General features: G+C 35.5%; 20 protein-coding genes and 2 pseudogenes. 17 read left to right on the top strand and 5 right to left on the bottom strand.

What is annotated here, in order from left to right; genetic code table 11:
- A partial coding sequence (locus tag AC1DIT_RS23630) for a divergent PAP2 family protein (RefSeq protein WP_476998448.1) occupies positions 1 to 417 on the top strand: 417 nt, incomplete at its 5' end.
- A gap of 100 nt (positions 418 to 517) precedes the next feature.
- Positions 518 to 2,377 carry a terpene cyclase/mutase family protein gene (locus AC1DIT_RS23625; protein WP_016115682.1) on the top strand — a complete coding sequence of 620 codons (1,860 nt, stop codon included), beginning with the start codon at positions 518 to 520 and terminating at the stop codon, positions 2,375 to 2,377.
- A gap of 80 nt (positions 2,378 to 2,457) precedes the next feature.
- Here the strand turns inward: AC1DIT_RS23625 and AC1DIT_RS23620 are convergent, their stop codons facing one another.
- Positions 2,458 to 2,607 (bottom strand): YfhD family protein, encoded by a 150-nt coding sequence (locus AC1DIT_RS23620; RefSeq protein WP_016115681.1) that lies wholly within the window; start codon positions 2,605 to 2,607, stop codon positions 2,458 to 2,460.
- Between the two features lie 132 nt (positions 2,608 to 2,739).
- Here AC1DIT_RS23620 and fabG point away from each other — a divergent pair, with 132 nt between their 5' ends.
- Entirely contained in the window at positions 2,740 to 3,480 is a 741-nt protein-coding gene (gene fabG, locus AC1DIT_RS23615) for a 3-oxoacyl-ACP reductase FabG (RefSeq protein WP_016115680.1), read from the top strand.
- 109 nt (positions 3,481 to 3,589) lie between these two features.
- Here fabG and AC1DIT_RS23610 read toward each other — a convergent pair whose 3' ends face one another.
- The gene (locus AC1DIT_RS23610) at positions 3,590 to 5,074 is read right to left on the bottom strand and encodes an aldehyde dehydrogenase family protein (RefSeq protein ID WP_016115679.1); all 1,485 of its coding nucleotides are present in this window, start codon (positions 5,072 to 5,074) and stop codon (positions 3,590 to 3,592) included.
- Between the two features lie 274 nt (positions 5,075 to 5,348).
- Between AC1DIT_RS23610 and AC1DIT_RS23605 the strand changes: the two genes are divergently transcribed.
- Both AC1DIT_RS23605 and panF read left to right on the top strand, forming a co-directional pair.
- Positions 5,349 to 5,627 carry a YhdT family protein gene (locus AC1DIT_RS23605; RefSeq protein ID WP_476998447.1) on the top strand — a complete coding sequence of 93 codons (279 nt, stop codon included), beginning with the start codon at positions 5,349 to 5,351 and terminating at the stop codon, positions 5,625 to 5,627.
- Positions 5,628 to 5,630: 3 nt separating this feature from the next.
- Positions 5,631 to 7,067 (top strand): sodium/pantothenate symporter, encoded by a 1,437-nt coding sequence (gene panF / locus AC1DIT_RS23600; protein ID WP_016115677.1) that lies wholly within the window; start codon positions 5,631 to 5,633, stop codon positions 7,065 to 7,067.
- Positions 7,068 to 7,359: 292 nt separating this feature from the next.
- On the opposite strand, the pseudogene AC1DIT_RS23595 reads toward panF, so the two are convergent.
- A pseudogene (locus tag AC1DIT_RS23595) lies at positions 7,360 to 7,637 on the bottom strand (hypothetical protein); the annotation flags it as partial.
- 503 nt (positions 7,638 to 8,140) lie between these two features.
- On the opposite strand from AC1DIT_RS23595, the gene AC1DIT_RS23590 reads away from it, so the two are divergent.
- The 4 genes and pseudogenes from AC1DIT_RS23590 to AC1DIT_RS23575 all read left to right on the top strand — a co-directional run bounded on the left by AC1DIT_RS23590 (position 8,141) and on the right by AC1DIT_RS23575 (position 12,779).
- Positions 8,141 to 9,073, top strand: a complete 933-nt coding sequence (locus AC1DIT_RS23590; RefSeq protein ID WP_016115675.1) for a nucleoside hydrolase — start codon at positions 8,141 to 8,143, stop codon at positions 9,071 to 9,073.
- 119 nt (positions 9,074 to 9,192) lie between these two features.
- Positions 9,193 to 10,007 (top strand): annotated as a pseudogene (locus AC1DIT_RS23585) (hypothetical protein).
- Between the two features lie 179 nt (positions 10,008 to 10,186).
- Positions 10,187 to 11,695, top strand: a complete 1,509-nt coding sequence (gene argH, locus AC1DIT_RS23580; RefSeq protein ID WP_016115673.1) for an argininosuccinate lyase — start codon at positions 10,187 to 10,189, stop codon at positions 11,693 to 11,695.
- A gap of 247 nt (positions 11,696 to 11,942) precedes the next feature.
- Positions 11,943 to 12,779: a GNAT family N-acetyltransferase gene (locus tag AC1DIT_RS23575; protein WP_016115672.1), complete on the top strand. Its 837-nt coding sequence runs from the start codon at positions 11,943 to 11,945 to the stop codon at positions 12,777 to 12,779.
- A gap of 35 nt (positions 12,780 to 12,814) precedes the next feature.
- Here the strand turns inward: AC1DIT_RS23575 and AC1DIT_RS23570 are convergent, their stop codons facing one another.
- Both AC1DIT_RS23570 and ric read right to left on the bottom strand, forming a co-directional pair.
- Complete coding sequence (locus tag AC1DIT_RS23570) at positions 12,815 to 13,567, bottom strand: (S)-benzoin forming benzil reductase (protein ID WP_016115671.1); 753 nt, start codon at positions 13,565 to 13,567, stop codon at positions 12,815 to 12,817.
- A 50-nt stretch (positions 13,568 to 13,617) separates the two neighbouring features.
- Entirely contained in the window at positions 13,618 to 14,352 is a 735-nt protein-coding gene (ric, locus tag AC1DIT_RS23565; RefSeq protein ID WP_016115670.1) for an iron-sulfur cluster repair di-iron protein, read from the bottom strand.
- A 285-nt stretch (positions 14,353 to 14,637) separates the two neighbouring features.
- Between ric and AC1DIT_RS23560 the strand changes: the two genes are divergently transcribed.
- From AC1DIT_RS23560 to AC1DIT_RS23525, 8 genes are all read left to right on the top strand, one after another.
- On the top strand, positions 14,638 to 15,255 hold the full coding sequence (locus AC1DIT_RS23560; RefSeq protein ID WP_016115669.1) for an acetate uptake transporter: 618 nt from the start codon (positions 14,638 to 14,640) through the stop codon (positions 15,253 to 15,255).
- Between the two features lie 301 nt (positions 15,256 to 15,556).
- Positions 15,557 to 15,868, top strand: a complete 312-nt coding sequence (locus AC1DIT_RS23555) for a flavodoxin domain-containing protein (RefSeq protein WP_016115668.1) — start codon at positions 15,557 to 15,559, stop codon at positions 15,866 to 15,868.
- A 232-nt stretch (positions 15,869 to 16,100) separates the two neighbouring features.
- Complete coding sequence (cspB, locus tag AC1DIT_RS23550) at positions 16,101 to 16,301, top strand: cold shock-like protein CspB (protein ID WP_001179149.1); 201 nt, start codon at positions 16,101 to 16,103, stop codon at positions 16,299 to 16,301.
- Between the two features lie 323 nt (positions 16,302 to 16,624).
- Entirely contained in the window at positions 16,625 to 17,470 is an 846-nt protein-coding gene (locus AC1DIT_RS23545) for an exonuclease (protein WP_016115667.1), read from the top strand.
- Between the two features lie 1,006 nt (positions 17,471 to 18,476).
- Positions 18,477 to 20,567 carry a right-handed parallel beta-helix repeat-containing protein gene (locus AC1DIT_RS23540; RefSeq protein ID WP_016115665.1) on the top strand — a complete coding sequence of 697 codons (2,091 nt, stop codon included), beginning with the start codon at positions 18,477 to 18,479 and terminating at the stop codon, positions 20,565 to 20,567.
- A gap of 138 nt (positions 20,568 to 20,705) precedes the next feature.
- Positions 20,706 to 20,894 (top strand): hypothetical protein, encoded by a 189-nt coding sequence (locus AC1DIT_RS23535; RefSeq protein WP_139350040.1) that lies wholly within the window; start codon positions 20,706 to 20,708, stop codon positions 20,892 to 20,894.
- A 242-nt stretch (positions 20,895 to 21,136) separates the two neighbouring features.
- Positions 21,137 to 21,685: an AarF/UbiB family protein gene (locus AC1DIT_RS23530; protein ID WP_016115664.1), complete on the top strand. Its 549-nt coding sequence runs from the start codon at positions 21,137 to 21,139 to the stop codon at positions 21,683 to 21,685.
- Between the two features lie 760 nt (positions 21,686 to 22,445).
- On the top strand, positions 22,446 to 22,654 hold a 209-nt coding region (locus tag AC1DIT_RS23525; RefSeq protein ID WP_476998446.1), incomplete at its 3' end, for a PIG-L deacetylase family protein.

The raw sequence follows: 22,654 nt of genomic DNA, 5'->3' as shown, positions 1-22,654 counted from the left end.
ATTTTACATAATGATCCGCTTATGGCAGCTGTAATGGCTTGGTTTTTGGCACAACTAACGAAAGTCATTTTTAAACTAGTAAAGACGAGAGAATTTGATTTTGCACAATTTTTTGCTTCTGGTGGAATGCCAAGCTCTCATTCTTCAACGGTTACAGCGTTAGCAACAGGAGTTGGCATGGTGGAAGGAGTTACGAGTGCAGTGTTTGCTGTAGCAGCCATTTTTGCCATTATTGTCATGTACGACGCTTCAGGAGTAAGGCTCGCAGTAAGTAAACAGGCGAAGATTTTAAATGATTTTTTTCATGGTAGACAAACAGAATATAAGAAATTAAATGAACTTGTCGGACACACGCCTTATCAAGTTGTTGTCGGAGCTATTTTAGGAATTGTTGTTGGAATTGGATATTGTTTATGAGCAGAATGTGTATTTACATGTTCTGCTTTTATTTGTTTTATACATAATTGCGTGCGAAGTGGAATATCGTATACGGATTTAGAAAGGGTAGGTGAAAAGGGTGTTATTATATGAAAAAGTGCGTGAGAAAGTTAAGAAGGAAATTACTGCACTGCAGGCGATGCAACAACAAGATGGCATGTGGTGCTTTTGTTTTGAAGGTTCACCGTTAACAGATTGTCATATGATTTTTTTACTTAAATTGTTAGGCCAAGATCAAGAGATAGAGCCATTTGTTGCAAGACTAGCATCTCTGCAAACAAATGAAGGAACTTGGAAGCTGTACGAAGATGAGCCTGTTGGTAATTTGTCAGCCACCATTCAGGTGTATGCGGCTTTACTTGCTTCTAAAATGTATACGAAAGAAGATATAAATATGAAGCGTGCAGAAGCGTTTATTCGGAGGCAGGGTGGGATTACAAAGGCTCACTTTATGACGAAGTTTTTATTAGCGCTTCATGGAGGATATGAATATCCTTCTTTATTTCACTTCCCAACACCCATGTTATTTTTACCTGAAGATTCCCCGCTTAGTATATTTGAGCTAAGTAGTTCCGCACGTATTCACCTCATTCCGATGATGATTTGTATGAATAAACGATTTACTGTGTCCAAAACGATTCTTCCTAATTTAGATTATATTTCAGGTGGGAGTAAAAAGCAGTGGTTCCGTGAAGAACGTTCACCATTGTTTCAAACGCTTCTTGGAGATGTGAAGAAGTTTTTATTATATCCTTTATCTTTGCATCATAAAGGGGACAAAGAAGTAGAACGTTTTATGATTGAGCGGATTGATACAAATGGAACATTATACAGTTATGCGAGTGCTACATTTTACATGATTTATGCATTCCTTGCACTGGGGCATTCCATTCAATCGCCGCTTATTTCCAATGCAGTATTAGGATTGAAAACTTATGTATGGAATATGGATAGGGGAACTCATCTTCAAAATTCACCATCTACAGTGTGGGATACCGCTTTACTAAGCTATTCGTTGCAAGAAGCAGGTGTACCACATGATCACCAAATGATTCAAAAAGCGACAGATTATTTACTGCAAAAACAACATAAAGAGAAAAAAGATTGGAGTGTGCATGCTCCATCACTAGACGCTGGAGGTTGGGGCTTTTCAGATATTAATACGACAATTCCTGATATTGATGATACGACAGCTACACTTAGAGCGTTAGCGCGAAGTAGGAAAGGGAAACAAAAAGTAGAAGAAGCTTGGAAAAAAGGAATTGAATGGATGAGGGGATTACAAAATATTGATGGGGGCTGGGCTGCTTTTGAAAGAGGTGTAACAAGTAAAGTTTTAACACATTTACCTCTTGATAACTCAGGGGACATGGTTACGGATCCGTCTACGCCAGACATTACAGGTAGGGCGTTAGAGTTTTTTGGAACGTACGCTCCAAAAGAGTTACAAGGTGACCCAAAAGATCGAGCGATTCGTTGGTTAATTCATACGCAGGGGAAGAACGGATCCTGGCATGGGAAATGGGGTGTGTGTTACATATATGGTACTTGGGCAGCTCTCACTGGTTTACGCTCTATAGGAGTTTCATCTAATCATATAGCTTTACAAAAAGCAGCTACATGGTTAGAGAGTATTCAGCATAGTGATGGAGGGTGGGGCGAGTCTTGCAGGAGTAGTATAGAGAAGCGATTCATTTCGTTACCTTTTAGTACACCATCACAAACAGCATGGGCGCTCGATGCACTTATTGCTTATTATGATACGGAAACGCCTGTTATTCGAAAAGGGATTTCTTATTTACTTACACATCTAACTCAGAATCAAGATTATCCTACAGGCATAGGGCTACCAGATGGATTTTATATTCGATATCATAGCTATCATCATATATTTCCACTCCTTACTTTTGCTCATTATATAAAAAAATATAGAAAATAAACCGAGAAATGATCTCGGTTTATTTCGTTTTTTATGGGTAGTAGGTCCCAATTGCAAAAGGATAAGGGCGAGATAGCGCCTTATTTTTGTTCTGACTGGCGTTTTTGACGTGCATCGGCGGCGTCAGCACGTGCGTTTGCTTCTAAATCATCATGATCAGCGAGTTCACGAGAAAACTCTACATCAATACCATCAGAAGTTTTGTTTCGTCCTAGGTGCTTTTTGTTCATTCGACACAATCTCCTTGTGTGTATGCTATGTTGCAACTTTAGTTTGACACAAATAGACTTTTTTATACAAAAAGGATTTAGAAAGGAAAGAGCCGAAATATACAGTATAAGTAATAGAAATGGGGGAGAGTAATGGAGTTTTTACATGGGAAAACAGCTGTTATAACAGGAGCTGCACAAGGGATAGGAAAAGAAATTGCTTGTACTTTTGCAAAGTTAGGTGCAAAGGTGTTAATTAGCGATGTAAATGAGGAGAAATTAAAAGAAACAACAAGAGAATTTTTAGACCAAGGATATGAAGTAAGTTTATACGCATGTGATGTGAGTAATCAAAACGAAGCGAAGTCATTAATTGAATACGCAGTTCAAACATTTGGGAAATTACATATTTTAGTGAATAATGCAGGGGTTACAAGAGATGCGATGTTACATAAAATGGAGAAATCAGCTTGGGAGCAAGTAATGCAAGTAAACTTAACCGGTGTGTTTTATTGTATGCAACCGGCACTTCTTTATATGAGACAGCAACAATTTGGACGTATCATCAATATTTCTTCCATTAGTAGGGAAGGGAATATTGGGCAAGCAAATTATGCTGCAACGAAAGCGGGTGTCATTGGATTAACAAAAACGGCAGCAAAAGAAGTGGGTGGATTTGGTATTACTTGTAATGCCATTTGTCCAGGGTTTATGGATACAGATATGACAAAAACAATACCAGATAAAGTGAAAGAGAAGATGGTTGGTGCAATCCCAGTTGGAAGAATTGGAACGCCACAAGATATCGCGAATGCAGCGGCCTTTTTCGCTTCAGAGTATGCTTCTTATATTACAGGCGAGGTATTAAATGTGAGTGGTGGCTTGCAAGTGTAAGAGATAGTTCCATATTTTTAAATATGTTACGGAATAAAATATTTGGGCTCTCTAAACGAGTTGTTACATAATAAGTAGAGCCTGACCAACTTTGGTCAGGCTCTTTCATTTAGTTTAGGTTCACCCAAACACTTTTCACTTCTGTATAGTTGTTTAATGCATAAGATCCCATTTCACGACCAAGGCCAGATTGCTTAAATCCACCGAATGGAGAAGCTGCATCAAATACGTTATAACAGTTTACCCACACTGTACCAGCACGGACTTTGCTGGCAATGTAATGTGCATTTTTCACATTTTCTGTCCATACACCAGCAGCTAAACCAAATGATGATTTATTTGCACGTTCAATTACTTCATCAATATCATTAAATGGCAATGCGGAGATGACAGGACCAAAAATTTCTTCTTTGGCGATTGTCATTTCATCATTTACATCTGCGAATACTGTTGGGGCAACAAAATACCCTTGCTCGTATGGTTTGTTTCCACCAACAAGTACTTCTGCACCCTCTTCAATACCTTTTTCAATGTATCTCATAACGCGTTTTTGTTGTTCTTCGGAAACGAGAGGCCCAATTGTAGTTTGAGGATCTAATCCTGCACCTTGTGTTAATTTTTTCGAATATAGAACAAGGTCAGCCATAACGTTATCATACATTTTCTTTGGAATAAATAAACGTGACCCTGCACAACATACCTGACCTTGGTTAAACATAACGCCAGAAAGTGCAGCTGGAATGGCACGAGATAAATCAGCATCTGGTAGGATGATATTTGGTGATTTGCCGCCAAGCTCTAACGTAACTCGTTTCAGTGTTTCAGATGCTTGTCTCATAATTTGTTTACCGACAGGAGTCGAACCTGTAAATGCAATTTTATCAACGAGAGGATGATTCACAAGAGCTTGTCCAGCTGTTTCACCGAATCCTGGTACGATGTTAACAACACCTTTTGGGAATCCAGCCTCTTCAAATAATTCAGCTAAGTATAGAGCGGAAAGAGGTGTTTGTTCCGCTGGCTTCAACACGATTGTACAACCAGTTGCAAGAGCAGCCCCCATTTTCCACATTGCCATTAGAAGAGGGAAGTTCCATGGAATAATTTGACCAACGACACCAACTGCTTCATGGCGTGTATAGTTGAAATATTCTCCAGAAACTGGAATTGTTTGGCCGACGATTTTTGTAGCCCAGCCAGCATAATACCGCATATGTTCAATTGCAAGCGGAATGTCTGCTGCTAATGTTTCACGAATTGGTTTTCCATTATCCAACGTTTCAAGTTGTGCAAGTTCCTCTTTGTGTTCCTCCATTAAATCTGCAAGTTTATACATAAGACGGCTGCGTTCAGCGCCGCTCATACGCGACCAAGGTCCTTCATCAAATGCAACTCTAGCAGCTACTACAGCTTTATGAATATCTTCGCGACCAGCTTCGGAAACAATCGCAAGTGTTTCGCCAGTTGCTGGGTTAGGAGTTTTAAATGTCTTTCCGGAAGCGCTTTCGACGAACGCCCCATTCACATATAATTTTTTTGTTCCTTGAAGAAACTTTTCTACTTTTTCATGAAGATTTACAGCTAGTTGACTCATTGTATAACCCCCTTGAAAATATAATGTAAACGCAGTACGAGACGGCGTTTATTCCAATAGCAAGGTTGTAAAGAGACTAGGTGAAAGACCTCTAATTTTAATCATAAATAAAAAATACTGAAAATTCAAATTTTATTTACGTTACAATTGTAAAAGATATGTAATAAAGAATTGGATTCTACATAATTATAAAAATTCCTGTTCGTTTTTGTTTTCTAGTAGGAAAAACTAGAAAAACAGTGGTACAATTATACATCGTGAGAGGAGGGGGAAAATGAAGAATCAACATGATGACCCACGTTTTCGAATTGCCCATAGAGAAGCGTTAATCGGTCTTGGACTTGCTTTTATTAATTTTATAATATGGTATGGTTTTGCTTATGGGCTTGGTAGTAAGGATCCAAGTGAATATACATATGTATTAGGTTTTCCAGCATGGTTTTTTTATAGTTGTATAGTTGGATTTATTGTAATGGTTATCCTTCTTATTTTAGTTGTACGTTTTGTATTWCAAGATATTCCGCTCGATGAGGAAGAAAAAAGTGAGGAATGATAGATGAATTGGTATGTAATAATTCCAATGATAATTTGTTTTATCGTTGTATTTTTAATTGGTGTATATGCATCAAGACGTGTACAAGCAACGGCTCATAATAAATTTTTACAAGAATATTTTCTTGGAGGTCGTGARCTAGGTGGCTTATTATTAGCTATGACAATGATTGCTACGTACGGTAGTGCGAGTAGCTTTATTGGGGGACCTGGTATTGCATACAATATGGGACTTGGATGGGTATTGTTGTCAGCGATCCAGGTTGTAACGGGTTACATTGTCTTGACAGTACTTGGCAAAAAGTTTGCGATCATTGCAAGAAAAATGGAAGCAATTACGCTTATTGATTATTTAAAAGGAAGATATAATCATAAAGCAGTGGTCATTCTTTCAGCACTATGTATTATTATCTTTTTATTTTCAGCAACAGTTGCCCAGTGGGTTGGGGGCGGAAGGTTAATTGAATCGTTAACAGGCCTTTCGTATACAACGTCTTTATGTCTTTTTACATTTTCTGTACTTGTATACGTTTTAATTGGTGGATTCCGTGCTGTTGCTTTATCCGATACATTACTCGGCATGATTATGTTAGCGGGTACAACAATTATTTTAATTGCAACGGTGATTGCTGGAGGCGGAATTGAAAAGATTATGCAAGAACTCGTTCAAATTAATCCGAACTTAATTACGCCGTTTGGAGCGGATGGTAGTTTAACAAAAACGTATGTGACATCATTTTGGATTTTAATTGGTGTTGGTGTTGTTGGTTTACCGCAAATTAGTGTACGAGCGATGTCTTATAAAAATTCAAAAGCAATGCATCAAGCGTTAATAATTGGCACAGTTGTTGTTGGTACAATTATGATTGGCATGCATTTAACAGGTGTGTTTGCTCGCGTGGTGCTCCCAGGCGTAACTGTACCAGACAAAGTAATGCCACTTCTTGCACTGGAAGTATTACCACCTTGGCTTGCTGGAATCTTTTTAGCTGCCCCAATGGCAGCAATTATGTCCACTGTAAACTCACTATTACTACTTGTGAGTTCTTCAATTATTAAGGACATATATGTAAATTACATAAATGAAAATGCCGCTGACACGGTTATTAAAAAAGGAAGTTTGTGGATTACTGGCATTGTCGGCTTACTCGTGTACGCAGCAGCTATTAAACCACCTGATTTCTTAATTTGGTTAAATTTATTTTCTTTTGGTGGATTAGAAGCAGCTTTTATTTGGCCGATCGTTTTAGGGTTATATTGGAAGAAGGGAAATGCAACTGGTGCACTTGCTTCAATTCTCATTGGTGTTGGTTCTTATATGATATTTCATCTTTGTTTCCCAAAACCATTTGGTCTGCATACGGTCGTGTTTCCCATTTGTTTTGCTTTCATTGCGTATGTAATAGGTAGTATGTTAACGTCAAATAAAGTGAAACTTTAATCAGTGGGAGGCTTCATTTCCTAGCTAACTTCTTTGTTTTGGCTGAATTTTGAGGTGGAAGTGTTACTGTCCGCAAATAGCGGGATAAAGTACCATAAAGATATAGGTTTGAATAAAATATACAAGTTGGATAGGTTCTATATTTTTTAATCAATGATAGAAAAAGATGATTAGGTTGGGGCAAAAGAGTTTATGCTCCAACCAAATAAATTTGTTGGAAAAATAGGCAATATAAAAAGTAGGGCTCTTATAGATTCAATAAGAGCCCTACTTTTTATAATTAAAAACTTAATTATGATGCGAATTTATGTGTAGGATAGGTTGGATAGTTATTTTTGTTTTTATGGAAAGTTTCTGAAAAACAAATCCGTCTAGACCGACACGCCCAGCGTTATGTCCTGCTACTAAAATAAGTATAGACAATAGTATCATATTTGGATTTGTACTTACAGTTCCACTTAAAAGAAAAGCAGTGTTTATAATAATCCCGAAAAATACAGCGGTTTTAGTTAGCCTTCCTAAAAGAAGTCCAAGCCCAACTAAAATTTCTCCCCATTGTACGAGAAAGCTAATTGAACTACCCCCACCTTCACTTCGTTTAGAGGAGGGGGTCTTCTCGGTTAAAATGATAAATAAAGCTTTTTTGTTATTACGTAAAAAATCAATAAACATAATAAATTCCTCCGATACATAATAAAATGTATTTACAAGTTTATTCTGTATTTTTGTGAATCGAATCACAATGAACGAAATTTGAACAAATGGTTTAATCCAGTGGCTTTTTGAATAATTCATCGTTTATTCAAAAAGCAGTGTGTGAATACAGTGTGATTTTAATTTATCCCGCATTAACGGGCAGTAAGACCCCCACCTCAAAATTTGGCAAAAGCAAAGAAGTTAGGTGGGGGATATGCCCGTAAAAGCCCGATTGGTTCAACTAATAATCAGTGGGGGATGAAGAAACCCCCCCACTGATTACAGTTTCACTTTATGGCGTATATGGTTTGAAAAATAGTTAACATGTATTTTGGTTTATACCATAATAAGAGGTGAAGGGATGGGGGGGAAGTGCCATGAAAAAGGTGCTTTTTTTAGGAGATCCAGGTATTGATGATTCTTTAGCCATTATGTATGGGCTATTACATCCTGAGATTGAAATCGTTGGGATTGTAACTGGATATGGAAATGTAACACAAGAGCAAGCAACGAGCAATGCTGCGTATTTAATGCAACTAGCAGGCAGAGAGGATATACCAATTATAAATGGAGCAAAAATGCCGTTGTCGGGTGAATTTATAACATATTATCCTGAAATTCATGGAGCAGAAGGGTTAGGACCAATTCGCCCTCCAAAAACCATTCAACCAAATATTAAATCGTTTTGCACAATCTTTGACATTATTAAGCGTTATAAAAAAGAAATTATTATTGTTGATGCAGGAAGATCAACAAGTTTGGCAACGGCGTTTATTTTAGGGAAAGATATAATGAAAGATGTAAAAGAGTATTACTGTATGGGTGGAGCATTTCTTGTTCCAGGGAATGTTACGCCTGTAGCAGAGGCGAATTTTCATGGCGATGCACTTGCTGCAAATGTTGTGACACACTACGCAAAGAATTTGACACTAATTCCACTCAATGTTACAAAGGATGCTATTATTACACCAGAAACTGTTCAATATATAACAAAACATTCAAAAACAAAATTTAGAGAATTAATTGACCCTATTTTTAAGTATTATTATAAAGCATATAAGAAAATAGATCCGAAAATTACTGGAAGTCCCATTCATGATGTTGTTACGATGATGGCAGTTGTAAATCCCTCTATTATTGAATATGTATACCGGAAAGTAGATGTGGACTTAGAAGGTAGTGCAAAGGGGGAAAGTATTGCTGATTTCCGACCGCAACCTGATGCAGTAGCTCTTAAAAATTGGGTGAGAATTGGATGGAAATTAAATTATAAGAAGTTTGTTGAAAACTTTGTTCGATTTATGACATAGACATAATAGGAGATTACAAGTTACAATAATAGAGATAATTATTTAGACAATTGTCTCTATTATTTTGTTTATAACTGTATATAATAGAGAAAAGATATAAATTAGGAGAGGGATTTCACTTGAGAAAAGTTATAATATGTGCAGGAATCATTGGTGTATTCATAGTACTTATATCCGGTAACTTTTTAGTGAAAAAAGTTTGGAGTTCCAATAATGACGATGCTCAATATGTTGCCTCATTTGTTGAAGAACATAAAGATGAAAAAAATAGTGCCCTACTTATAAAGCGAAATGATAAAGTTGTTTATTCTGTGAATCCAGATGTCGTGTTTTACAAAGCCTATCACTTCCTTCACATCAACCGTTATTTCCTATTGTTTCTTCTCTATACATTCCGGGATATTTGCAGAAGGAACTGCATATTCCAAAATCTAAATTAGAGAAAAAGTTAAAAGAAATGTCTTCAGAAGAATATCGTCGTTATGCCATGTTAATACATGAACGGTTAAAAGAGAAAGGACCGTTATTACAAAAAGAAATTCCGCTCTATTTAGAAGGGAAATATGAAAAAATATGGTCAGATAGGCTGCCAGCTGCATCCGCAAATGATTATATGGTGCTTCTGGAAAAAGCGAATCATAAAAAAGGATTTACAAAGGCTGGAGAAAATGAGTGGGCAAATCTCGTTGAAACGGACATGAAAGCAAAGAAGTATCGTAAGTCATTCCGGCATGCTGGACAAAAAAATGGGTATACACCATGGACATTAGCAAAAGCAGTTTATGCCACTGATAAACTTGGGAATTGTACAGAAATTGTATTTTTAGCAAATCAATTGGATGAAGATGATAGTACAGAGCTTCGTAAGCACTTGCTAAATTTACATTTCCAGGTGTTAAAAAGTGAAAAATATGATGCCACTGTTATTAAATAAACCCGATGCGTGAAGCATCGGGTTTATTTTTATCCTGTAAAGGCCCGATTGGTGAGGGCTAATAATTAATGGGGAGATGAAGGGATTTCCCACTAATTATAGTTTCACTTTATACAAGCACCTTTTCAAAAGCTCAGGGTATGATGATTAGTAATAACTGGGCGAAAGGAGAAAAGGTGATGAAACAAAATAAGGAGGAATTTATAAAGGGTGAGGGCGCTGATTTCCCTGGGGAAACCTATGCAAATTGTGTGCTACAGCATGTGTTTCAATTTCAGCGAGATTACTTATTGCAAGAGATGTTTATGATTCATCGTGCTCATATTATCATGCTTATTGAGCAAAAATTAATGAAACAAAAAGATGCAAAAGTTATTTTAACAGCGTTAGAAAAAGTGGCACAAATTCCAAAGAGTCAATTACTGTATGAGAAGGAGCATGAAGATCTCTTTTTTTTAGTGGAGCATTTAATTGGGCAAGAAGCAAATCATAATTTTGTAAGTAATATGCATATTGGCAGGAGCCGGAATGATATGGGGGTCGCGATGTATCGGATGAGTTTGCGTCGCTATTTACTCCGTTATATAGAGCATTTTCTTCTTTTACAAGAAAGTATGTTAGAAATTGCGAATGAACATATGGAAACAATCATGCCTGCTTATACGCACACACAACCTGCCCAGCCGACAACATTCGGTCATTATATGTTAGCAATATATGATACAATGCATCGGGATTTAGAGCGTGTTTGGAAGGTATATCATCTTGTCAATCAATCTCCTTTGGGTGCAGCTGCTCTATCTACTACAAGCTTTCCTATAAATAGACAGCAGGTTGCAAAGTTGCTCGGTTTTTCAAGTGTTATTGAAAATTCATATGACGCTATTGCAAGCGCAGACTATTTATTAGAAACAAGCGCGACACTTATGGTAGCGATGACGAATAGCAGTAGATGGCTCCATGATTTCTTACTACTAGCAACAAAAGAATACAATGGGATTACTGTCGCAAACCCATACGTACAAATCAGCAGTATAATGCCGCAAAAACGGAACCCTGTTTCCATTGAACATGCTCGTGCTCTCGCTAGCAGTGCACTTGGAGAAACTTTCACTGTATTTCAAATGATTCATAATACACCGTTTGGAGATATTGTTGATACAGAAGATGATTTGCAGCCTTATTTGTATGAAGGAATCGAAAAGGCAATTCGTGTGTTTTGTATGATGAATGCAGTAATTCGAACGATGAAGGTGGAAGATGAAGTTTTAAGAACTCGCTCGTTTCAACATGCGATTACAATAACAGATTTTGCAGACGCATTAACAAAAAATTATAAGATTCCTTTTCGGCGTGCTCATCGTGCTGCAAGTGATATTGCAACAATGTCTATACAGCAGAAAAAAGAGTTACATGAACTGAATTTCACAGAAGTAAATATATATTTACAAGAAAACTTTCATGTAATACTTTCAGAAAAAGAATGGGATGATATTATATCACCAGAATCATTTGTTGAAAAACGGACTGTATATGGTGGGCCGAGCAAAAAAGAAATGGTACGTATGATTCAAAAGAGGAGAGAGTGTTTTAAGAACGAAGAAATTAAATTCGAAAGGGAAAAACAACGGATCTCACAAGCTGAAAAAGAAGTAATGACGATAGTCTTGAATATTATTGAATCGTAAAAGCAGGATTTAATGAATGAATCGCCAATATTCTATTTAAATATAAAAATATAAATCCAAATAAACCCCTTCTTTTTAGGTGAGAGAGAGTATCCGGCCATGCATAGAAACGGTCAGATCCTTTTCCTGCCTCATGCCAAGTTAAAACAGAGAGAGAAAATGAGTGTAAGTCACCTTTTCTTCTTCGTATCAACGACTTATATGTCGAAAAATCAAAAGGGATTTATATAGAAAGAAGAGATTGTCGATGATTCAATTACAGGTATATGAAGATGTTTCTTATTTTAAGAAGGAAGTCACCCCCATTTTGGAAATGAATGAGCAAGAAAATAATTTATTGTTAGGGGTGTTACAGTCTACGGAGAATCCGTTGTTTATGGCAATAGCAAAGCAAAATGAAAAAATTGCTCTCATACTTCTTCAAACTGAGAAAAAGCAAATGATTGTCGCTAAATCCGAGATTTCGCAAGAGGCTATAGAGGGGATAGCGAAACAATTAACAAAGGTGTATCCAGATATACCGGGATTGATTGGTGAAAAGCGAGTAGTGAAACAATTAGCTGAAGAGATTGCAAAATTAGAACAAAAGAAGCTTTCTATTCGTATGAATCAAGGTGTGTATGAATTAAAAAAAGTAAAGAGGCAATGGGGGGAATATGGAGTTTTCCGGCGAGTAAACAGCGTTGAACTACCATTAATTGAAAAGTGGGTGCACCAATTTTGTGAAGATGTTCATTTGCCCACTACGGAAGAAAAAGCAAAACAAACTGCAAATACATTAGTAAGTACAAATCGGTTGTTTGGATGGGAAGTAGATGGGAGATTAGTTTCAGTAGCTGCAATTACAAGGCCTACTAAGAGTAATATTACAATCAATTTTGTATATACACCGAAAGAAGAACGTAAACAAGGGTACGCTTCTAATTGTGTAGCTGCTCTCAGTCAGCTCATGTTAGACCGAGGTTATAAAACAACTACTTTATATACAGACTTAGCAAATCCAACGTCGAATAAGATTTACCAAGAGATAGGATATGAACCAATAATGGAATCTGTATTAATATTTTTAGAACCGATAAGATAAAAGGCTCGCTTATATGCGAGCCTTTTGCTATGAAACTATTTTTCATCAATGCGAAGTACGCCGCCAGATTCGAAATGGGGTGTATCTAAAAGATGGATAATCGCTTTAGCGACATATTCAGGGGAGAGTAATTTTCCTTCTTCTTTTAAAGCGATAAATCGATCTAAGTTAGTAAAATCTTCTTTTTCTGTTTGCCGAATTTGTTGCTGCATGTCTGTGTCAACAACACCTGGGGCAAAAGCAATTGTTTTTACTGGATATTCTTTTTCAGCTTCCTCTATAGCGACACATTGTGTAAACATGTTCACGCCAGCTTTCGTTGTACAATATGCTCCCCATCCAAAGTATGGTTTTTGACCGGCTCCTGAAGAAATGTTAATAATACGTTTGTCCACGTTCCAATTTTTCGTATGTTTCATAAACGAAGAAGTAAGGATCATCGGTGCAATTAAATTAATTTGTACATTTGCAATCAAAAGTTCACTTTCTGATTTTTCAATCGGTTTCATTGGTGCGAGGGTACCGGCATTATTAATCAAATGGATAGACGATATGTTTTCTTTTTCAATGGATGAAAAGATTGTTTCAAAATGAGTTTCTAGATTATGTACATCTTGGAGATCGATTGAGTGAAATGTTAAAGGAATATCTTTTTGTTTTGCTTTTTCAATAAGTTTTTCATTTTGTCTTCTAGAAATACAAATGAGTCGTGTATTTTCCTCTAATAATTGTGTAGCGATTGCCTCGCCTAATCCTTGTGAAGTACCTGTTACAATGACGTAGCGCATTTCTTTAAAACTCCTCCCATATATGTAATAAGTGGTGTCGATAAGGTGTTTTATCTACATGGTATAGTATAGAGCATCTTATATAAAGAAAGTAATCTTTTGAATAAAATGTTGTTTTCAAGATGTACATGCTGGAATAAATCAGATTCAAAATCTTCTAGACGATTATAAACCATACGATATGTGCGGCATGCATGCTCTGGGGGAGTAAAATCATTTGTAATGATTCGTAATTCTTTTATAAGATCGCCAGCTCCATCATGCTCTTGTTCTAATTCTTCAAGCCTTTCAATTGCCAAAATTAAATTTTCTTGAGATGAATTTTGTTCGTATTTTTTGATAAGCGGGAATACAAGAGTTTCTTCTTTTATTATATGTTGTTCAAGTTCTAATTTTAATTCATGAAAAAGTCGGTGAACGGTACTTAAATGCGACTCTGTTTGACCATGTACGCGAAATACTTTTGTTACATATGGGCTCAGCTGTGGCAATTCTTCTTGAATATATCGATGATGTTTTTGGATAATATGGTCAATTAGTATAGAAAAATTAGCCTCACTCCAGTTTGTAGATTCATTATTTTTTGATTTATATAAAATATATTGTTCATTTAATAGTTTTAAAAGTTCATCAGGAGAAATTTCTTTTGTTTGTGTCGCTATTTCAATTGTTTTGTCCCCGCCACAACAAAAATCAATACGATGTTTTTTAAACAAATCACTTGCTTGTGGAAAAGTGGTAACTATTTCACCAACAATAGATGTTTTAGTAAAAGGTGTAGCCATATGAATCACTCCTCTGTTCATTTGTATGTTTTTAGCTTAATGGATAAGAAAAGAGATCGAGGTGATTATAATCACAAATATAATGTAGAATTCATGCATGTTTTGTAGATGCGGGGAGGAGTTGTTCAATCTGTTTGAAAAAGTAATGGTGGTGATTCTTCTTTTGAAAATGATATTTCATTGTTACAAAAATGTGAAGTCTGACGACATACAATAAAAACCATTGACATACATATCTGAATTCAGTATTGTATTCAGGTATGTGTTCAAAATCAGGAGGTTTTTATGAGTAATCAAACTACACATCATGTAAAAATGACAACAGCGGATCCATCTGGAATTGGTCTATTTGGATTAGCAATGGTAACACTTGTAGCATCATCACAAAAGCTAGGATTAACTGATGGCGTTTCATTTGTATTACCATGGGCAATCTTTTTAGGAGGATTTGCACAACTTTTTGCTTGCGTTCACGATGCAAAGCATAATAATACGTTCGGTACAACTGCTTTTGGTGCGTATGGTCTATTTTGGTTAGGTGTTGGGACATCATGGTTAATTCAACTTGGTGTATTTGGCGAAAAATTGGCACAAGCTGTAGATCCAAAGCAACTTGGTGTTGCATTTATTGGGTATCTAATCTTTACAATTTTTATGACTATTGGAGCAATGGAAACACATAAAGTATTATTTATGATTTTTGTACTTATTGATTTCTTATTTATCGGTCTTTCATTTAGTACTTTAGGTGTTATGCCACATGCTATGCATAACTTAGCAGCGTATTCTGAACTATGTATTTCATTACTATCTTTCTATGGTTCAGCAGCTGCTGTATTAAATACACATTTTGGAAAAGTTGTATTACCAGTAGGAAAGCCATTTGGCATTTTTAAAAAATAAAAATAGAGGAGCACGAATGACAAGAAGAGTCATTCGTGCTTTTTTTATAGCGTGCCCAGTTAAGCTAAGTATTGCTTACTGGTGAAAGTCTAGGTAAGAACCAATTCGCCTAGTAGCTGCTAGGCAACTAATGGAGAAATTCTAAAGTTGAAGCCCTGTGACAAAATAACCTCTAATAGATAGCCGAATTGCTGATTGTCTAAAGGTTGATAGGGAAGTTGAATAAGTAAACAAGTAAGTGTATTTAATGCGGTAAGGAGAAAAATAAAAAAGATAATCAATTGTAAAAAGGGGTGTCAACATGGCGGAAATTTTAATAGCATTTGCAAGTATGTCAGGAAATACAGAAAGTATCGCTGATTTAATTAAAGTGAGTTTGGATGCATTTAATCATGAAGTGGAATTGAAAGAAATGGAAGGGATGGACGCAGAAGAACTATTAGAATATGATGGTATCATTTTGGGGTCTTATACGTGGGGAGATGGGGAACTACCATTTGAAGCAGAAGACTTCCATGATGATTTAGAAGGTATAGATTTAGCTGGGAAAAAAGTTGCTGTATTTGGATCTGGAGAATCGAAAGTGATGCACTGGGAGGAAAATGTTGTGTAAAATGTAAAAAAAAATAGAGAATTTAGCTTTACTTTTATTATATTGGTATGATATAGTGATTATAAACCATTTTACTTTTAATAATATAGAGATTTAAATGAGCTGTAACTTCAGAAGAGGATAGCAATGTTAAATCTCCTCTGCGGTTGCAGTTTTTTAATGTCGTTATTATTGTTGTAAAGTGGTCGAAAATGAATATGTACATATAGGTACATTGTAGGAGGATTTTTTCATGCAAAACGGTAAAGTAAAATGGTTTAACTCAGAAAAAGGTTTCGGATTCATCGAAGTTGAAGGCGGAGAAGACGTATTCGTTCATTTCTCAGCTATCCAAGGCGACGGATTCAAAACTTTAGAAGAAGGTCAAGAAGTTACTTTCGAAGTAGAACAAGGTAACCGTGGACCACAAGCTACTAACGTAGTTAAGAAGTAATTGAATTGAAAAGAGAAGGGCTTGCCCTTCTCTTTTTTTTATTGTGCCTGATTCATTTCATTCTTTCGAATGTATGTTTATCCCGCTATTCGCGTACAGTAATACGCTCACCTCAAAATTCGACGAAAGCAAAGAAGCTAGACGAGAGATAAAGCAAACCTCGCTGATTAAAGCTTTACTTTATATACAAAAAAATTTAGTTATTTTGACTGAATATTCAAAAAATAAATCTCAGGATCTTTTTTATAAATTTTGTTTTGTGTATTTGTACAGTGGGGAATATATAATTAAAAATATAATCAGATAAGGAAGAGGGATATGACTTGAATGAACTTAAATATTATATTGTCTTTGATGTTGAACGGAATTTTCGACCTTATAAATTGCAAGATCCCTTGGAAGTGGTTGATATTGGGGCAATCAAGGTAGAAGCAAGTACAATGCGTATAATAGGACAATTTTCTTCACTTGTTAAACCAACCGCACCTCTAACTCGCCATACAACAAAATTAACAGGCATTACAAAGCAAGATCTAAAAGAGGTAGAAATGTTTCCAGAGGTAATGGAACGATTTCTTCAATTTGCTGGGGATGATTATATGTTTATAACATGGGGAAAGGAAGACTATAAATTTCTTGCGCAAGATTGTAAGCTACATCATATAGAATGCCCTAATATAGAGAATGAGAGAAAATTTGATTTGCAAAAATTTGTATTTCAAGCATATGATCAATTATTTATACATACACCAAGTTTAAAATTTGCGGTGGAACAATTTTCTTTAGAATGGGAAGGAAAGCAGCACCGTGCCTTTGCAGACGCTAAGAATACCTTGAATATCTTTCTTAAAGTATTCAAGGAAAAGGATATTTATAAGCGGTATAAACGAAATGAAGAACTCGTACTTGTAAAGAATGGTTTATTAACTGAAAAAGCAAAAAAGAAAATGAAAAGATGGGTATTTAAAGAATTAAAGAAAAAAGAACACAGTCCATTTACTTGGGATGATTTTCAAAATAGCAAGACATGGGGGAATATAACGGAACGATATTATATTGATAATAACACAATACGACTTTTACAAAATTATTTTACTATGGCTGTAAAGAAAGGTGAGCAGCAGTTGCGAGTGTTAGAAGAGATAAATAACAAAATAAATGATGCATAGTCAAAAGTTAAAAGTGTTCGTGTAAATGAATATAAAAAAATTTATTTTTTTAGTCGAGCTTCTTTGATTTGAAGAACGATGATTATAAATGTTAGAATTTTCCGGAATTTAATGTATGAAATTGCATTGTTTTTTGAGTTGAATAGATGAAAAAATTGTACTTAGTAATAAGTGTGCTTCTAAATTTTATTTTTGGTTTTCTTTTTGGGTATGCTCTTTTAGGGGTATTAATAACTGTTTATTCAATCAATTGTCTATTTAATGGTTGCTCAGATATGGTAGAAGAAGAATGGGTGGGTATTGTTATGGGTTTAGTTATTACTTTGACAATAAGTGGTATTCTTTTTCCGATGATTATATTTACGAACAGAAAGTTTTTACATGTTGTGAAGATGAGAAAAAAACATTATTTCCTTGTCATTTCCCCTTTTTTTATTCTAGGTACTTTTTTTAGTTTTTATTTAAGATCGAACCATAGCGGTCCATTTTAAAGAAAGTGCGGCATTTCCCGTGATTATTCCCCTCTCATCAGTTGTTTCTTACGGACAATTCTCCTTGAGCTGTCTTCCTTAAATTCTGATATATTTTATTGTAGTTTAAAGATAACTGCTTTTCTTCAGTTCTAGTAGTTATACAAACAATAGCCTGATAGGATATATTGAAGAAATGTCATCTTTTTGAATTCTAATAGTAGGTTTTCGTGTCCGGATATGTATAGTAACTAAGGTACAGGCAAAAGGATGTGAGTAAAAATAAAAGAGCGCTACAGAATAGCGCTCAATAAAAACTATAATATGGAAGAGGGGATGCAATTGTAAAATAAAACTGGTCTTTAAAAAGGTGATTCAATCTTTTAAACATTGTTAAATCTAACGAGAGAATATAACTGTTTTTTTTATGAATAGGACTGTAAATTTTAGTGATTTTTAAAACAGTTTCCTTTTATAGGGACGGTTTCTTTTATCAATGAATATACTATTTTAAGAAAATGAAGGGGTGAAGAGAATTGGATTATTTAATTGAATTAAATCAGTGGGGTATAAAAGAAGGATTCCCCACCAAGCCCTATGCAGATGCTGATTATATACAAGCTGATAAGAATATACAGGGAATAAACAGTGCATTACAATTTGCGGCGGCTAACAATTATGCTGAAGTGACTCTTCCAAAGGGGAATTATACGATTTGTTACCCTCGTGAAATCGCTATGGTTTCTAATATTGACTTTAATTTAAGTGGTTCAACACTAAAAGTAATATATGATTCTAACAAAAAATCACCATTCGATAATAGAACAACTACTGATTATTACAACTTTAAAGGAAATAGTGTTGTTTTTAGCAAAACCACTAATTCTCATTTATTTGGCGGAACCGTCATTGGATGTAGGGATGATAGGAGTTTCTCGAATCCTTTAGAAGCAGCAATGGAGCACACATATGGAGTTCTCTTTCAAAGAAGTTCAAGTTATTGTTCTATGACAAATTGTACAGTTCGCGATTACATGGGTGATAATGTTTCATTTAGCTCAGATTCTATATATAACTATGGTGAATTTGATCAAGGACTTACATTAAGTGCTTTAGATTACACAACTGGACAACCAATCACCTCGGCTAATACACTCATAACAAAACTGTTAAACATACCTCAAGATTTAACACCAAAGATAAATTCTTTCCTTATAGCTGGCGCAGGATACGCTAGAAAAACTAATTTAAATACTAAAGAATTGGACATCTTCTTTTACGACAATAGCAACAAATTCATAGGGGTTATGAAGAAAAGACGAATTTATACCGATATTTCTATTCCTGTTACTGCAACTAAGTTTAGATTGCAGTATTACAATGAAACTAACCCAAGTAAGAATATGCAGATTACTATTATGTTTGGCGGGATTCCCCATCATAATACAGTGAAAAAGTGTGAAATATTTAATGGGCATAGGGGCGGTATTACTTTAGGTGGTAGCTATAACAAAATTGTAAACAATAAAATCCGTGATAATGGAAAAGGTTTGGTTAGGTTTTTGGATGGAAAACCGCTTTTCAATGACCCGACTAGATATTCGATAAATATGGAAGATAGTTATGGGGCAAGTTGTACGATAATAGATAACGAAATTTACGGTAGTTATCATGGTATCTTAGTCGGGTGTTACGATGTTTTAATAGAGCACAATCACATTTACAACATTGATAATATTGCAATCAATTTGTATTCTCTCGTGCATGCAAACATTAAGGATAACTTCTTATACAACTGTCAAAACAACATTGGCCTTATGACTTCTAATTTCAGTGCGGCGTTTGTGAATATCGAAGGCAACAGCTTTACAGGTGGCATCATGAATGTAACTAGTGATTCATACAGGGTTTCATTATCAAACAATCAATACGTAAATCCTGACATGATTGCAATGGGCGATAATTGCACGTTTGATAATAATTACATTATTTTTACAGAAAATCTAGTTACTGCACCGTGGCTAAAGGCAAACAAAATAAGCAGATGTACCTTTAAATCTGTCCCTATACAAAAGGAAATGACGTTTAAAGTGAAAGAGTATGATAATTGTAGATTCGAAAACTTACGAGTCAGATCTGAAAATCCAAATCCTAAGAATGTAGATGTCTGTGAATTCACTAGATCAGAATTTATTAATTGTGAGCTGAGAAATCATATGTTTAGCGGACGCCCCATGAACGTTAAGGTTACTAAATCAAAGCTTATAGAYACGACCTGCGAAGGCGGTATTACAAATGTGGACAACCAAGTATCATACACGTCATTAGAAGAATGCGATATCACTATCAATACCAAAAATAATCTGTTTTTATCAGATACAAACAGACCCTATACAATTTATAAAGCAGCAAATTGTATAGTCACGATAAATAATACATCTTTTGGTGCCTTATTAGCATCTGGGTCAGCTAATGCAGCGAATGAACTAGTTCTAGAAGGAAATGAGTTTGTTTATACAGGCTCTACACCTTTGAATTTAAAATACTAYACAAATAARAATCACATACGTAACTTTGTTGATTCAGACAATATTTTTACAAATATCACTTTACCTACTGTTTCCTAATGAAGACTAAGTGTATGTGAAGCAATAAAAGAAACCGGCTATGTAATAGGAGTCGGTTTTTAATACATAACGTATTTATTCCATGTTAAGCGGGGGCAACGGGTTTAATAGGGTCAGTCACCCCCGGGAAAATTGTCCATGAAGGACGGTATCCTCATTCCGTTTCAACTCGTTCGAATCATTAACGAAAGATATCCATACTTAGGAAATTCGTTTGCACCACAAGTATTTTGCCAGTTGGTTATCGATACGGTTACGGTTTGTGGCTGGTCAGTTTGGTTGAAAGTGAAAATTTGGATGAAGTTGGTTTTTACTGAGTGCAAATAAGATTGAAGTAAAGGATAGAAAAGTAATTTGGCTTGATGACAATGGGATGAAGCCCCCCCACTGATCAAACTTTCACTTTATTGCATTTCAAGGTTTTAAAATAATATCTATTAAAAAACCATATGAATTGAATCAAGTTATCAAAATATATATTAGTCTAGGTTACATATGTAAGTGATGAATCATAGAATATGAGGTGATACTATTGCAAAAACACGAAATCCTTATTAAGGAGCGATCAAATGAAGACATACTTTAATAAAAGAAAAATCAGCAGAAGAGACTTGAAGGAATATAAGCTCATTGGGGATGGGAAGGATGGAGAAGTATATCAATTAACCCATGATAAATGTGTGAAAATGTTTTTTCTGGAAGAAACTCAAAAAAAAGAGTTGAAAGCTCTGGTAATTGGACAATCATCACCTATTATTCCACGACTTTATGAATATGGAGAGAATTATATTGTCATGGAGTATATACATGGAATTTCACTTGCACGTCACTTGAAAAAAGAAAAACAGATCACTGAAGAATTAACTGAAAAAATATTAATAATGTTGGATGAATTGAAAAAGATCGGATTTACCAGATGGGACACGGAAGTAAGACACGTTTTAATAAATGAAGAAGGTCAGTTAAAAGTTATTGACCATAAAAGAGCTTTTACCTCAAATAGCAAGGCTCCTATTAAATTATTAAAGGGGTTTAAAAAATTTGGACTGTCACAGGATTTTTTAAATAATGTGAAGAATATACCTTCTTCTGTTTATAATACATGGGTGAAACATTGATAAAAAACAGAAGTGTCTTGCGCATAACGTTTTTTTATATTGAAACTACCACTTTGTTTTTTGATCACTTCCTTCTAGAATTCATCGCATAGAGGCAGAAATACACATGCAAATCTTGATAGACTATAAGGCTGTATTAAAGATTGATTAGTAGTAATGAGCAGTCTTTAATACAGGCTTATTTTATCCCGCTACATTAAATTTGGGCAGGGAGTAAAGAAGTTAGGTGGGGAATAAACTGTCCATAAAATCCTGATTGGTGCGGGCTAATGATCAGTGAAGATGAAGAAAACCTCCATTGGTCAAAGTTTCACTTTATTCTTTAACAAATGGCAGGATCAGTGAATGACCCCTCTCTAACATTCTAACGAGCTGTTTGAAGAAGGCGCTTCCTGTTTCATAGAGCGTTGCTGATTGGATACCCAATCAGTCTGACGTACTCTCCACAGGCGTCGTTTATACTGTTCGGACACAACCTTGCCCTACATTTAATATGAGAATGTATGTTCGTTTTTCTTCCTGTCACTAGCGTATACTATGTTGCAAAAAAGGAACTAAAAACTTCGTGCTATCTACGACCACCATTCATCCCCTCCCTACGACCTGGGCCATGCCCTGCACATGCTTAAGGAAGGGGACTTCTGTTGGAATCATGTTAAAAGATGATAAACAATAGAGCAGGCTCTCCGCTAATGACAGTTTCTTTTTGCAGCATCAATCATAAGTTAAGTAGTACACGGTATAAGGAGTGATAAAAATAATGAGAGAGTGTGTTTTAGTCATTGGTGCTCACCCTGACGATGAGCTATTAGGAGCCGGCGGGACTTTAAAAAGACTAGTAGAAAATGGCTATCGGGTAATTTCAATCATTACTGCTTTAGGAAGAAAAGAGGAAGCCCATCACATACAGCAGCTAAGCCGGTGTGCAAATAAGGTAATTGGTATTGAAGAAGTGATATTCCTCAAGCA

The organism is Bacillus sp. 05T22, assembly GCF_056396765.1.
This window is presented reverse-complemented; position numbering and strand designations above follow the sequence as displayed.